10 protein-coding genes are annotated in these 14,002 nt (G+C 72.2%); 6 read left to right on the top strand and 4 right to left on the bottom strand.

Annotated features, from left to right (window positions below; genetic code table 11):
- Positions 1-15 precede the first annotated feature (15 nt).
- The 3 genes from OO69_RS43075 to OO69_RS43065 form a co-directional block, all read right to left on the bottom strand.
- Positions 16-2,634: a discoidin domain-containing protein gene (locus OO69_RS43075; RefSeq protein ID WP_033286444.1), complete on the bottom strand. Its 2,619-nt coding sequence runs from the start codon at positions 2,632-2,634 to the stop codon at positions 16-18.
- An 86-nt stretch (positions 2,635-2,720) separates the two neighbouring features.
- Positions 2,721-3,935: a serpin family protein gene (locus tag OO69_RS43070; protein WP_234444678.1), complete on the bottom strand. Its 1,215-nt coding sequence runs from the start codon at positions 3,933-3,935 to the stop codon at positions 2,721-2,723.
- 73 nt (positions 3,936-4,008) lie between these two features.
- On the bottom strand, positions 4,009-5,208 hold the full coding sequence (locus OO69_RS43065; protein WP_033286442.1) for a serpin family protein: 1,200 nt from the start codon (positions 5,206-5,208) through the stop codon (positions 4,009-4,011).
- 115 nt (positions 5,209-5,323) lie between these two features.
- Here OO69_RS43065 and OO69_RS43060 point away from each other — a divergent pair, with 115 nt between their 5' ends.
- The 6 genes from OO69_RS43060 (at position 5,324) to OO69_RS43035 (ending at position 12,184) form a co-directional block, all read left to right on the top strand.
- On the top strand, positions 5,324-6,697 hold the full coding sequence (locus OO69_RS43060) for a DUF4190 domain-containing protein (protein WP_033286441.1): 1,374 nt from the start codon (positions 5,324-5,326) through the stop codon (positions 6,695-6,697).
- 147 nt (positions 6,698-6,844) lie between these two features.
- Positions 6,845-7,597 carry a GntR family transcriptional regulator gene (locus OO69_RS43055; protein ID WP_033286440.1) on the top strand — a complete coding sequence of 251 codons (753 nt, stop codon included), beginning with the start codon at positions 6,845-6,847 and terminating at the stop codon, positions 7,595-7,597.
- Between the two features lie 363 nt (positions 7,598-7,960).
- Positions 7,961-8,152, top strand: coding sequence for an SPOR domain-containing protein (locus OO69_RS43050; protein WP_033286475.1), 192 nt, complete (start codon positions 7,961-7,963; stop codon positions 8,150-8,152).
- 31 nt (positions 8,153-8,183) lie between these two features.
- The gene (locus OO69_RS43045) at positions 8,184-8,606 is read left to right on the top strand and encodes a (deoxy)nucleoside triphosphate pyrophosphohydrolase (RefSeq protein ID WP_033286439.1); all 423 of its coding nucleotides are present in this window, start codon (positions 8,184-8,186) and stop codon (positions 8,604-8,606) included.
- A gap of 193 nt (positions 8,607-8,799) precedes the next feature.
- Entirely contained in the window at positions 8,800-9,207 is a 408-nt protein-coding gene (locus OO69_RS43040) for an ATP-binding protein (protein ID WP_420707960.1), read from the top strand.
- Between the two features lie 262 nt (positions 9,208-9,469).
- Entirely contained in the window at positions 9,470-12,184 is a 2,715-nt protein-coding gene (locus OO69_RS43035) for a SpoIIE family protein phosphatase (protein WP_033286437.1), read from the top strand.
- A 103-nt stretch (positions 12,185-12,287) separates the two neighbouring features.
- Here OO69_RS43035 and OO69_RS43030 read toward each other — a convergent pair whose 3' ends face one another.
- Positions 12,288-13,790, bottom strand: a complete 1,503-nt coding sequence (locus tag OO69_RS43030) for a hypothetical protein (protein WP_420707959.1) — start codon at positions 13,788-13,790, stop codon at positions 12,288-12,290.
- Positions 13,791-14,002: the final 212 nt, after the last annotated feature.

Genomic DNA, 14,002 nt, shown 5'->3' with positions numbered 1-14,002 from the left:
AGGGGAGTTCGGCCGTCACGAGCGCACGTTGAGTTCGGCGAGAGCGGCGCCCTTGCCGCCACTGCGCACGGTGACGCGGACGTACCGGGCGGGCGTCCCGTCGGGCGTGTGCCAGGTACGACGGTCCGCGGAGACCTCGACCCTGTACGACCCCGGCTGCTTCGCCCACGTGGGCCGAACCGTCCCCACGCGCACCGCCCGCCCCAGGTCGACGGTGAGGGTGGCGCGGTCGGCGTCCGGGGACCAGGCGGTCGCGGGGCTGCCGTCCACGGCGGCCTCCGGGTAGAGGCCGGAGGTCGAGGAAGTCGCCGTTGCCGGGCGGCAGCGGGCCAGGTCGGTGGTGGGGGTGAGGTCAGGGCGCCGGGTCTTCAGGGTGACCGAGCCGGAGAGGGTGCGGCGACCCTCGGGGGTGTCCAGGGAGAAGGGCGCCCCGGACCGCAGCCGTACCGTCGTCGTCCTCGCCCCGATCGCGATGTCGTACGTACGACCGCGCCAGCGCAGCCCCGACAGGCGTACGCCGTCCGGGAGTTGGGGCGGCAGGGTCGGGTCGAGGTGGAGGGCGTCCGGGCGCAGCCGCAGGCCGGTGAGGCCGTGGGTGAAGACCTGGAGGAAGCCGCCCTTGCCGGTGAGGAAGTCCTGGGCGGGGGAGCCCGCGAGGGGGTCGGACGCGCCCGCCTTGTCGCCGCGCGACTCGGAGAAGAGGGCGAACGGACCGCGCGTGAAGGGCTGGTAGGCCCGCCGCAGGAAGGTGTACGCAGCACAGCCCGGTTCGCCGATCGCCGCCGCGTCGATCGCGTGGACGGCGTCGGTCATGGCGGGGCCGTCGGGGTCGGTGCGCTGGGCGTAGTAGTCGAGGGTGGCGGCCGCGGCACCGGCCGGCATGGGCCACTCCAGCGGGTAGATCAGCAGCACGGTGTCGGCCTGCTTGATCTGGGAGCCGTTGTAGCCGTCGTACTGGAGGAAGATCTTGCGCTTCGGGTCGTAGGGGATGCGCAGGTGGTTCGCGACGGTGAGCCAGTCGGCGGGGGCGTCGGTGCCGAGGGCGTGGGCCGCGTCGGTGGCGGCGCGCAGGGCGGTGGCGGCGACCGCGTTGGTGTAGACGCCGTCGTTGACACCGTTGCTGTACTCGTCGGGTCCGGCGACCTCCTTGACGGAGTACGAGCCGTCGGGGTTCTTGGTCGCCCTCGAAGTCCAGTACTGGGCAAGGCCGTTGAGGAGGGGCCAGCCTCGGGTGCGGAGCCAGGTGCGGTCGCCGGTGGCGAGGTAGTACTGCCAGGCGGCGAGGGCGATGTCGCCCTGGAGGTGGTTCTGGGTGACGCAGTGCGGCGGCTGCCAGCTCTGGCACTCGCTCCACAACCGGCCGTGACTCGCGCTCGTCCACGGGAAGAACAGGCCCTTCACCGCGGTCTTCGCGGCGTTCTCGGCGGCGGCCGTGCGGGTGCGGTAGCGGTATTCGAGGACCGGCCGGGCGAGGTCGGGGTGGGTCGCGAGCAGCGAGGGGAACATCCAGGTCTCGGCGTCCCAGAACACCATGCCGGCGTAGTTGTCGCTGGTCAGACCGGCGGGCGCGATGCTGTTCCGGGCGCCGGGGCGCAGCGCGGACAACAGCCCGTACTGCGCGGAACGGGCCCAGAGTTGGAGATCCGGATGCCCCGGAACCTCGATGTCCGCCGCCCACAACGCCCGCCACGCGGCACTGTGCGAGGCGAGCAACGCGTCCCATCCCCGCCGCGCGGCCACCCCGGCGGCGTCCTGTGCGGCGGAACGGGGGTCGCGTGAGGTGAGGGCGGTGTCGACGCCGACGTACTTGGTGGCGGTGTACGTACGGCCGGAGCGGACGGGGATGACGGTGGCCTGACTGGCACTCAACTCGCTCTGCCTGGCGGCCTGTTGATGAGTCCCGGGTGCGTCCAGCACGGACGCGACGGCCCCGTCGACACCCGTCCCGTCCGTGCGGAACGCCACGCCGATGGTGTGTTCGCCGACGTGCCCGCCATCGGTCTGCGTGACACGGCGGGCGCCGCGGCCGTCGAGGCGGTCGGTGAGGGTGAGTTCGCCGTCCCAGTGCGGGGTCACGCTCAGGTGCACGGCGCCGGTGTGCGGGGTGTCGCGGGCGGCGAGGACGTCGTAGACGAGGTCGGTGCGGCGGCCGTCGGTGGTGGTCCAGGTGAGGGACGTACGGACGTACCCGCAACGGAGGTTGAGGGTCTGGCGGTAGTGGCTGACCCGGCCGCCGCCCTCCCCGCCGTACGTCTCGGCGCCCGCCGTGACGTCGAGGCCGGTCCAGTTCGGCAGCGCGGCGAGGGCCTCGCGGCCGGCCGTGTTCGCGGGACCCCGGGCATAGAGGCCGGAGACGAACGCGCCGTCGTAGCGCGGGGTGTAGAGCGGCCAGCCGGTCTTCTCACCGGACGCGGCGTACCCGGCGCCGGCGGGCGGGACCCGGGTGCCGAGGTAACCGTTGCCGACGTAGGGGTGGTACGTGTCGGCCGGGTCGATCCGGGTGGCCGAGGGCGCCCAGCCGCGCGCGTCGCAGTCGTCGCGGGGGCGGGGGAGGGGTGCGGCTGACGCCGGAGGGAGGGGCAAGAGCAGCGCGGCGGCGAGGAGCGGGAGCAGCAGACGGGTCGGCTTGGTCACCGTTCGACGATGGGGTGCCCCGCCGGACGGTGGCGGGAAGCGCGCGGGGGATTACCACGGACGGAGCGCACCCGGCCCCGAACCCCCTACCTCCCGTAAGGGGTCGGATCGGTGACCCAGCCCGACATCAGGATCAGCCGGGACTCCCGGTGTGCGGCCAGGAAGCCGAACGGGCGGTCGAAATGGGCGGTGACGACGGTGGTCGTGTGGCGGAGGTCGGGCCGGGCCCCGGCGCCGTAGCCCGCGATCGCGGTCACCGCGCCCGCACGGAAGCCGAGCGCGCCGAACTGGGCCACCGCGGACTGTTCGGCCTGCCCGATCGCCAGCGGGGTCGGGCTGACGCCGGGGAAGTGGCCGTCCCGGGTGTCCATCGCCGTGGTGAGCCCGAACAGGCCGTGCAGGTCCAGGAGATCGTGCCGCGCCCGCATGTCGTACGCCACCGCCGTGACGCGCAGCTCGGGCGGTTGCGGTGTGGCGCACCGCTGTTGCTCGACGCGCAGGCCCGGACCCACGTCCCCGTACGGGAGTTGGCCACTCGGTACGACGGCCAGTCGGCGGGCCAGCACGTCAACTCCCGTGCCCAGCACCTGACCTGGCGTCATGCGCTGCTCGCCGAGCAGCAGGTGGACGTCGATCCCGTTGTCGCCGGGGACCTTCAGCTCAGTGACGTAACCGTGCGGGCCGCTCACCACACCGGCCCGGTCGAGGCGGACTCCGGTGCGGTGCAGGCCCGCCAACTGCCGTCCCTGCCAGGGCCCGGCGTCCGGGCTGAGCCTCAACTCGTCGAAGGGACGCGGCCATTCGGTCCGGAGCGCGAGCGCGCTCGCCAGGACCATCAGCACGTCCTCGTCCAGCGTGACCGGCATTCGCTCGATCAGCCCGCCCGTCCGCTCGGCCGCCCACGCGTCCAACGCCCGCCGCGAGGCCGGGAGATCCTCGGTGAGCACACCGTGCGTGCCTGCCGGCAGCCCCGCCCGCCACTCCTCCCGTACGGCCAGTTCGCGCCGGGTCCACAGGCCGAGCGCGGAGTTCAGCCCGGGCATCGACCCCATCGCGCCCAGCAACTCCCGTGCGGCGGCGGCCGCTTGGTCGGCGGGCAGCCCCACCGCGTCCGCCAGCTCCGCCCGCGCGGCGCCCGACGCCCCGTCGGCGAGGAACGCCAGCAGCGGCCACACCCCGGCCGCCGAGAAGACCGAGCCGCCGGTCACCGCGTCCGCCCAACGCGCCGTCAGCCGGTTGACCGCGTCGACCGTCACCCCGACCGCCGTGCCCCCGGCCACCGCGCCCTGAACCGCTCCCAATTCCGCCCCCGTGAGTGCCGTAGCGCAAGATCGCGCACGGGAAGGCTATCGTCGCCCGCCCGGCCTCCGACGCTCAGCCCCAGTCCCCCTGGTCCTGCTCGGGGTACGGCTCCGGTTCCGTGACCCAGCCCGCCGCCAGTACCAACCCCGTGTGGCGGTGCAGGGCGAGGAACGCGAAGGGGCGGTCGTAGCGGGCGGTGATGGTGGTGGTCACGTAGCGCAGGGCGGGCGCGGCACCGCCGGGGATGGCGGCGAAGGCCGTCACCGCCGCCGCGCGGAAGCCGCGTGCGCCGAATCTCGCCATCGTGGACTGTTCCGCCGACCCGATGGCCAGCGGGAACTCGCTGATCCCGGGGAAGTGACCCACCCTGGAGTCCCGCGCCGCCGTGAGCCCGAACAAGTTATGCAGGCGCAGGAGATCATGCTGCGCGCTCATGTCGTACGCCACCGTCGTCACGTCGAGCGAGGGTGGCTGTGGGCTCGTGCAGCGTTCCTTCGCCACGCTGAGGCCCGGGCCGGGTTCCCCGTAGGGGAGTTGGTCCCCGGGTACTACGGGATGACGGGCGTCCAGGATGCCCACGCCCGCGCCGAGGACCTGCCCGGGCGTCATCCCCTCCTCCCCGAGCAGGAGATGGATGTCGACCGCAGCATTGCCCAGCACCTTCAGCCGGGTGACATGGCCGTCCGGTGTGTCCGCGACGCCGATCCGGTCCAGGACGGCCGTGCTGCGGAACAGGCCGAGCGGGACTCGGTCGCTCCAGAACGCGCTCTCCATCGGCACCTCCTCGAACGGCCGCAGCCACTCCGTGCGCAGGGCCAGCGCGCTCGCCAGCACCAGTTCGGTGGCGTCGGTCAGAGCGACCGGCATGCGCTCGATCAGGCCGCCGGTGCGTTTCGCCGCCCACGCGTCCAGGGCCGCGCGGTCGGCGTCGAGGTCACCCGTGAGTACCCCGTGCGCCTCGGCCGGCAGCCCCGCCGCCCACGGCACCCGCAGCTCCAGCGTCCGCTTCGTCCACAGCCCGAGCGCCGAGTCCACGCCCCGCATCGCCGCCAGGCCGCCCAGCAACTCCCTTGCCGCGGCGGCCGATTGATCCGCGGGCAGCCCCACCGCGTCCGCCAGCTCGGCCCGAGCCGCACCCCCGGCACCGTCCGCCAGCAGGGCCAGCAGCGGCCACACCCCCGCCGCCGAGAACACCGTGCCCCTGTCGGCGACCCCGGCCCACCGCGCCGTAAGCGCGTTCACCGCCCGTACGGTCGCCCGCCCAACCCGCATTCCGCCCCCGCTCACCTCACGCTTACCATGCGCCAAGTCGTACGTCAGTTCCGCATCTGAAGATCTCCAGCTCTCCTTCCGGAGATCCCCGCCCGAACCAGGAGCACGGTAACCGGTGTCCATACCCCCGCCCCCGGAGCCCCAAGGTCCGCCCACCCAGGGCCCCGAGAGCCCCCAGGACCAGCCCCCGGCCCAGGCTCCCTCCCCGCAGGCATCCACCCCGTACAACCCGTACGCCCCGCCGTCACAGGACCCGTACGCCCCGCCCGCGCAGGACCCGCACATCCCCTACGGCGCGCAGCCCCAACCCCCTTACGGCACACCGCCGCAGACCCCCTACGCCCCGTACCCCCAGGCCTCCCAAATCCCTCAGGGTCCCCCTGGCCCCTACGGCCCGCAGCCCTACCAGACCTGGTCCCAGGGCTACACCCCGTACAACAACCCCGCGCCCCTGAACGGCATGTCCGTCGCCGCCCTCGTGCTCGGCATCCTGTGCTGCATACCGGGGGTCGGGGTCGTCCTCGGGCTGATCTCGCTGAACCAGATCAAGAAGCGGGGCGAGCGCGGGCGGAGCATGGCGGCGGCCGGGATGGTGCTGTCGGCGTTCGGGCTGATGGTGTGGGTGCTCGGGGCGACGGGCGCGGCGACCGGGTTCTGGGACGAGGTCAAGGACAGCGCGCGGGACAATTCGAGCGCCTCCCCGGTGAAGGGCGAGTGCTTCGACGCGCCCAGCGGTTCGCTGGAGGGCATGACGTACGACTTCGACGTGGTGTCCTGCGAGGGCGAGCACGACGGGGAGGTGTTCGCCGTCGTGCGGATGGGGAGCGGCTCGTACCCGGGGGACAAGAAGGTCACCGCCACCGCCGACGACAAGTGCTACGCCCTCCAGGACGCCTACGCCATGGACGGCTGGGCCGTGCCCGACGACGTGGACATCTACTACGTGACCCCGACCGCGCAGAGCTGGAGCCTGGGCGACCGCGAGATCACCTGCGTGTTCGGCAACACGGACGAGAAGGCGAGCCTGCCCGGCGGTTCGCTGCGCAACGACGCCACGACCCTCGACTCCGACCAGGTCGCGTATCTGAAGGCGGCCCACGTCCTCAACTCGGCGCTGGACACGGCCCCCGACGCGCGGTACGTCGAGGACGACCTGCCGGGGCACAAGGCCTGGGCGGGCCGGGTCTCGACCGCGCTCACCCAGCAGGCCGATCTGCTGGAGCGTCATGAGTGGCTCGGCGGTTCCGGGAAGCCGGTCGCGGCCCTGGTCAAGGATCTGCGGGCGGCGCAGAAGGAGTGGGCGAAGGCGGCGAAGGCCTCCGACGCCGACGAGTTCTACGCGCACTACGACAAGGGCGCCGACCTGATCGACCCCCAGAAGTCGGTCACCGCCCGCGAGGCTCTGGGGCTCGCCACGACCCCTCCGTCGTACGACGGGAGCGACGGTGGCGGGGACGGCGGGGGAGACGCCGGCGGCATGGAGGTGTGACGGCTCCTATAGCGGGGAGAAAGTGCCTGGGTAAAGCCCACGCCGGGCATAAGTCATCACATCGAGTGATTCTCTGGCCTTTGCTTGCATGGCACAACCCACGGTTGCCAGGCTGTTGCTGTCTGTACAACCTGATGGGAGCGGCCAGTGACATTCGGTGAGCAGCCGGCGTATCTGCGCGTCGCGGGTGATCTCCGCAAGAAGATCGTCGACGGCCAGCTGCCCCCGCACACCCGGCTGCCCTCGCAGGCCAGGATCCGCGAGGAGTACGGGGTCTCCGACACGGTCGCGCTGGAGGCGCGCAAGGTGCTGATGGCCGAGGGGCTGGTCGAGGGCCGTTCCGGGTCGGGGACGTATGTGCGCGAGCGTCCCGTGCCGCGGCGCGTCTCCCGCTCCGGGTTCCGGCCGCCGGCCGGCGCGACCCCGTTCCGGCAGGAGCAGGCCGAGGGGGAGGCGCGCGGCACCTGGGAGTCCAGCAGCGAGCAGGCCGAGGCCGGCGTCACCATCGCCGAGCGGCTCGCGCTCCAGCCCGGTGAGCGCGTGATGTGCACGAAGTACGTGTTCCGGGACGCCGGCGAGACGATGATGCTCTCCACGTCCTGGGAGCCCCTCGCGGTGACCGGCCGTACGCCCGTGATGCTCCCGGAGGAAGGGCCGCTGGGCGGCATGGGGGTCGTCGAGCGGATGCGCGCGATCGACGTCGTCGTGGACAACGTCACCGAGGAGGTCGGCGCCCGGCCCGGTCTCGCCGAGGAGTTGCTCGCCCTGGGGGGAGTCCCCGGGCATGTGGTCCTCGTCATCCAGCGCACGTACTACGCCTCGGGGCGCCCGGTGGAGACGGCCGACGTCGTGGTCCCGGCCGACCGGTACCGGATCGCCTACCACCTGCCGGTCAAGTAGCGCGCCTCGCCCGTCAAGCAGCGCACCGAGTAGTGCGCTGCGTGTGAAGTAGTCCACCCCTTGCGGCATTTGTCGCCGGAACCGGTCAATCCGCCCTGTCCCGGGCGCCGTTGGATTCCGGTCTTTCTCGCAGGTCGTTCACGGCGCCTGTAGCGTGCCTCTCACCGGATGCATCGAGGTGCGCCAACGGCGCGTTCGTCATCGTGCGCCCCCTCCGTCCTGGCTGGTTGCGTACCTCTTTGTGAAAACCCGTATTCGCTGCGTGAAGGTTAGGCGTAGGCTCCGGCATATGCGGATTGCGGTTTCCTTATGGGGTGGGGCACGGCACGAACCGCGAGCGGGAGGCGGAGGGGCGCGATGGCGATGAACGACGGCACGATCACTCTTCCCTGGCTCGTGATACGGCAGGACGACAACGGCAATCGCTACCGCGTGGGGCGGTACGCGACCCGCGCCGAGGCCCAGAAGATCGCGGACAGCCTCGACGACCGCGGGCACAAGCAGCTGTACTGGGTCGAGCGGATCGGGCAGAGCGAGGACGCCACCCGCAACTGACCGCGCCCCCGCACCCCGTAGGCTCCGCCGCATGACGACACGGATCGTGGTGGTCGGAGCCGCCCTGTTCGACGGCGGCAGCGACGGCGGCCGACTGCTCGCCGCGCGCCGCAGCGCACCCCCCGAACTGGCCGGGCGCTGGGAACTTCCCGGCGGCAAGGTCGAACCCGGCGAGCGCCCCGAGGCCGCGCTGGTGCGCGAGTTGCGCGAGGAGCTCGGAGTCGACGCGGAGACCGTCGCGCGCGTCCCGGGCCAGTGGCCGCTGAAGCCGCCGTACGTCCTCCAGGTCTGGACGGCCCGGCTGCTCCCCGGCTCGGCGGAGCCCGAACCCCTCGAGGACCACGACGAACTGCGCTGGCTCGCTCCCGCCGACATCTGGACGGTCGACTGGCTCGACCAGGACGTGCCCGCCGTACGGGAGACACTCGCGCTGCTCGACGCGGGAGCCCGCTGAAGTCGCCGTCTCCGTCCGTCCTGCCGCGGGGCGCGTTGAGGTCGTCGTGAGTCGGGACGGCGGAGCGTGCCGAACCCGTCGTACGCCGTTCGTGCCACAGTGCGCCCTTGGGGACGGTACCGGGCCCTGAATATCGGGTATGTGCCCATTAACCCCATGAAATCGGACATGGGTGAGCTGGCTGGCCCGGGATGTGATCGGCTTGATCGACACCGAAGGCGACTGCGCCGAGTGGACCTTTCCCGCGGATCCCGGAGCCGTTCGCACCGCACGCACCGCCGTCCGCGGCCAGTTGCGGGACTGGGACCTCGACGCCCTCGCCGACATCGCGGCGCTGTTGGTCAGCGAGCTGGTGACCAACGCGCTGCGGCACGCCACCGGCCCCATCGGCGTCCGGCTGGTCCGGCCCGTCGGCCCGGCCGGTGTACTGCTGGTCGAGGTCTCCGACCCGCTGCCCGAACCGCCCCGCGAGCGCGTCGCCCGCCCCGAGGACGAGAGCGGCCGGGGTCTCCAACTCGTCGCGGGCGCCTGCGTCCGCTGGGGCACGCGGCCCGGCGGGACGGGCAAGACCGTGTGGTTCGAGCTGGCCGTGCCCGGGTGAATCCGGGCCGAACACAGCTGTACGAACCGGACAGCCGTGTCCATCGACTGGTTCAGGCCTGTGACGGTTGTCGATCGGCGTGGTTCGACTGCGTGTCCGCTGGTTAGAAGACTGGGAGTGTTGTCGCAGGCAGGTCCGAAATGCATCGGGATTGTCCTGTGATCGTGAACACCGTGTTGTGCGGCGCCGTAGTGCTGGATACTGCGGGCAGCCGCCCCCGGTGACCGGTGCCGGACGCGGTGAGCTGGAGGGGACGGTTCGCGTGAGCGAGATACCAGCGAAGGCCACGGAGTCCGAGGACCCGTCGGACCGCGCGAGGGCTGAGGCCGCGGGTTACATCGACGTGCCCGGAGGCGACGGAGTGTCCGCCGCCGACGTCATGTCGGGTGTGCCCGGCGGTGACGCGATGACCGTCGGCGACGCCATGTGGCAGAGCAGCCCACCCGGTTCGATCTACGACTACATCAAGGTCGCCTCCTTCTCCATAGGCCCCGACGGGCTCGTCGACCAGTGGAGCCTGCGGGCCGAGCAGTTGTTCGGCATCCCCACGGAGCGCGCGGTGGGCATGGATCCCATCGAGGCGTTCGTCGACCCCGAACTGCACGAGCGCGGCCAGCGGAAGATGGCCGAGATCCTGGACGGCCGGGAGTGGACCGGAGTGGTCCCCTTCAAGGTGCCGGAGACCGTGGACGGCGAGCCGGGCAAGGAAGGCCTCGCCGAGGTCTACGTCATGCCGACCCGGACCGAGGAGGGCGAGCGGGCCGCCGTCTGCATCGTCGTCGACGTCCGCATCCTGCGTCGTATCGAGACCGATCTCGCCGCCTCGCAGTCGATATTCGGTCAATCTCCTTTCGGGTTCCTGCTGATCGACCCCGACCTGCGGGTCCGCCGGGCCAACCAGCAGATCGCCAACACCTTCGGCGGCAGCCCCGACGACCACCGCGGCAACGGCGTCCAGGACTATCTGCAGAGCCCCGAGGCCGAGCGGGTCACCGCGACCCTGCGCCGGGTCCTGGAGACCGGCAACTCCATCACGGACATGCACGTCACCGGCTTCGTGCCGGGTTCCGAGGAACGCCGCCACTGGTCCATCAACCTCTACCGCGTGCACAGCGGCAGCGGCCGCCCCATCGGCATCGCCTGGCTCGGCACCGACGTCACCGCCCGCCGCGCCGCCGCCCGCGAGGCCGCCTCCGCGCGGCGCAATCTCGCCCTTCTGAACGAGGCCGGCGCCCGCATCGGGAACTCCCTCGACCTGGAGACCACGGCCCGCGAACTCCTCGACGTCGTCGTCCCCGGCTTCTGCGACCTCGCGACCGTCGACCTCTACCAGGGCCTCCTGGCCGGCGACGAGACCCCGCCGGGGCGCGCCGACGGCAGCGCGGAACTCCGCCGGGTCGCCTTCGCCAGCGCGGTCTCGGACGCCCCCTTCGTGGGCGGCGGCGCTCCCGTGGCCGTGGGCGCGGTCCACCACTACCCCTTCAACTCGCCCTGCGCGGACGCTTTGCGCACCGCCCGCCCGCAGTACGTCCCCGCCGAGGAGGGCGGCCCGGTCCAGTCCACGCTGGCCGTGCCGATGGTCGCCCACGACACCGTCGTAGGACTCGCGCAGTTCGCCCGGACGAAGGGGAGCGAGCCGTTCGGGGACCGGGACCGGGATCTCGCGGTGGAGCTGGCGGCGCGGGCCGCCGTCTGTATCGACAACGCGCGGCTGTACCGCCGCGAGCACGAACGGGCGTTGATACTGCAGCGGTCCCTGCTCCCGCCCGGCGACCCGGAGGCCTCCGGCCTCGACATCGCCTGCCGCTACCTCCCTGGGAACGCGGCGACGGAGGTCGGCGGCGACTGGTTCGACGTCATCGAACTGCCCGGCCACCGCACGGCGTTGGTGGTGGGAGACGTGATGGGACGGGGTCTACGCGCGGCGGTGGCCATGGGTGAACTCCGCACGGCCGTCCGCACGTTGGCCCTCCTGGACCTCGAACCGGCCGAAGTGCTCTCGGCGTTGGACGAGATCGCGCGAGGCCTGGGCACGCCGGGTGGAGTCCAGCAGGCGACGCGGGCGGCCCGCCGCCCCCGCGAGGCGGACCTGGCGGAGGTATATCTCGCCACCTGCATCTACGCGGTCTACGACTCGGTGACCAGGCGCTGCACCTTCGCCAACGCGGGCCACCTCCCGCCGGTCCTGGTGGAACCGGGCGAGGCCGCGCTGATGCTGGACGTCCCGCCCGGCATGCCCCTAGGGGTCGGCGGCGAGCCCTTCGAGGAGGTGGAGGTCGAACTCCCCGAAGGCGCACTGCTGGCGCTCTACACGGATGGACTGGTCGAATCCCGCGACCACCCGCTGGACGAGGGCCTCCAGGCGTTCGTGGGCGCGCTGACCGACCCGGCGACGCGCAACTCGTCCGACGACCACCCCCACGCCAAGGCGGCCCTGAACGCGGAGACCCACCGCGACCTGGAGGACGTCTGCGACCACGTCCTCAGCACCCTCGACACCCACCACGGCGAGGACGACATCGCGCTCCTCATGGCCCGCGTCCAGGGCCTGCCCGAGGACTCGGTCGGCGACTGGACGCTGCCGCGCGAACCCCGCAGTGTGGGCCGCGCCCGCGAGTACGCCCGCGCCCGCCTCCAGTCCTGGGACCTGGAACCCCTCATCGACACGGCCGAGTTGCTGGTCAGCGAGCTGGTGACGAACGCGCTGCGGTACGGCGAGGGCGAGATCAGGCTGCGGTTGCTGCTGGACCGCACGCTGGTGTGCGAGGTCTGGGACGCGGGGCTGGTCCAGCCGCGCCGGCGCCGCGCCCGTGACACGGACGAGGGGGGCCGGGGGTTGCAGCTGGTCGGCCTGCTGTCGGCGGCGTGGGGCTCACGCCGGACGCCGCGCGGCAAGACGGTGTGGTTCGAACTGCCGTTGCCGGACGGGGAGAACGGGTTGGTGGATCCGGCGGAGGCGTTGCTGAGTTTGTTCTGAGGGCTCCGGTGACTTCGGCTGCTTCCGTTGTCATGGGGGCGGCCGACTGGTGGCAGGTGTCGGTGCCGGCACCTGTGTGCCTGTCGATGTCGACTGTGGTGTTCTACGTCGGTGGGAGCGCGCGGCGCTTTCGTGTGGCCGGTCCGCCGAAGGTGAGGGGTGGGCCGCCGTCCGGGTCCTCGCCGAGGAGGATTCCGCCGAGGACGGCCCCGCCGACCCCGCTCGTGTGCTCGTCGGCGGTACCGGTGTACGGGTTCCCGTGCACGCGGACGTCCTGCTCGGCCAACTCCCTTGCCCCCAGCGCGGGTTCGTCGGCTGCGGCGGGGTCGGTTGCGAGCAGCAGCTCCGCTTCGGCGAGCCGGGTCCGGGCTTCTACGCCCACGGCACCCCGGTGCGTCGCCACGAAACCGTCCGCCGAGCCGACGTCGTTCCGCGTGACGAGCCACGCGGCGGCGCCGAGGACTCCGTCACGTGCCCCGCTCAGCGGCAGCATGGCCTGGACGATGCGGCGCAGGGCGTCGAGGGGGTCGTGGACGTGGGCGTGGGCGCGGTTGCGGTCGCCGGTGAGTTCTTCCCGTACGGCGGCGAGGGTGGTGTGGGCGTGGGTGAGGTGGGTGTGGAGCGGCCCTGTCGGCGACTTGGTGGTTGCCCGTGCGATCTCGGATTCGGCGCCGGTGAGTGTGGCGGGCACCAACTGCGCTGCTGCGGCGAGTGAGTTGGCGAGCCGGTCGACGTCGTTCAGGAGGGCGTCGGCCTGGCTGATGGCGCCCTCGGCGGCGCGGAGGGAACGTACGGCTTCGCCCGTATGTCCCAAGTAGGCGGCTTGGCGGGCCTGGTTGAGGTGGGTGGTGGCGAACACGAGGCGGTCCTTGGCCTGTTCGACGTACCCGGTGACGGTGGTGGTCGCGGTCGAGGCGGCGGGTGCCGGGTAGCGGGCGTGCAGGTCGGTGAGGGTGGCGTCGACGTTCCCTGTGCGGGCGGCCAGTTCGCGGAACCGGGTCTCCGCGATGCCGAGCGCTTCGTTCATCTCCTGCTCCAACGCCCGGAGTTGATCGAAGGCGGGTGCTTCGGCATCCAACCGCCGCCCGGCCTCGGCACACCGTCCGACGATGCCGGCGAGGGCTTGCCGCCGGGCTGCTTCCTCTTTCGGTTCCGGGACGCCTCGGTCGTAGCGCAGGCGTATCGCGAAGGCGGCGGAGAGCTCACGCTCGGCGTCCCGCAGGGCCTGTAGGAACGGTTCCACGGCCGTCGCCCCGAACCGGGCCTCGGCGAAGGCGAGTTCCTCACGGCTGGTGCGCAGGCAGTCGTCGGCCTGGACGAGGGCGGCACCGGCTTGGCGTTCGAGGACGGGGAGTGGAGTGACGGGAGGTTGGGTCGACACGACACCGATACCGATACCGACACCGGGAGTCGTACGGGTACGGGCCCTACGGGTACGCCGCACGTACCCGTACCCCGCGAGTACGCCGACTCCGCCGAGGGCGACGAGGGGGAGGACGAGGTCGGCGGAGGTCGCCCCTTCGGCCACCTGCTGCCGGTGTCCGCCCGCATCGGCGACGGGCCCACCCCGGGCGGCCGCAACCGGAACCTCCGCATTGATCGTCATCACCGGCAACACCAGCCACACGACCCCGACCGCCCCACCCAGCACGGCATGCCCCACCCGCACGGATATGTGGGAGCTCCCGCGCCGCGGCCGGCCCCGTATCAAGGATGACGTCACATTTCGGAGCGTATGAGCAGGATTGCGGGCGCGCGACCGGGGTGGGGCGTGGGGGTGGGTGGGGGTGTGTGGGGTGCGATGTGTAGGGCTATGGG

This window comes from Streptomyces sp. NRRL F-525 (assembly GCF_000716605.1).
GTDB lineage: Bacteria > Actinomycetota > Actinomycetes > Streptomycetales > Streptomycetaceae > Streptomyces.
Note: the sequence above shows the minus strand (reverse complement) of the source record. Positions and strands in the feature narration are given on the sequence as shown.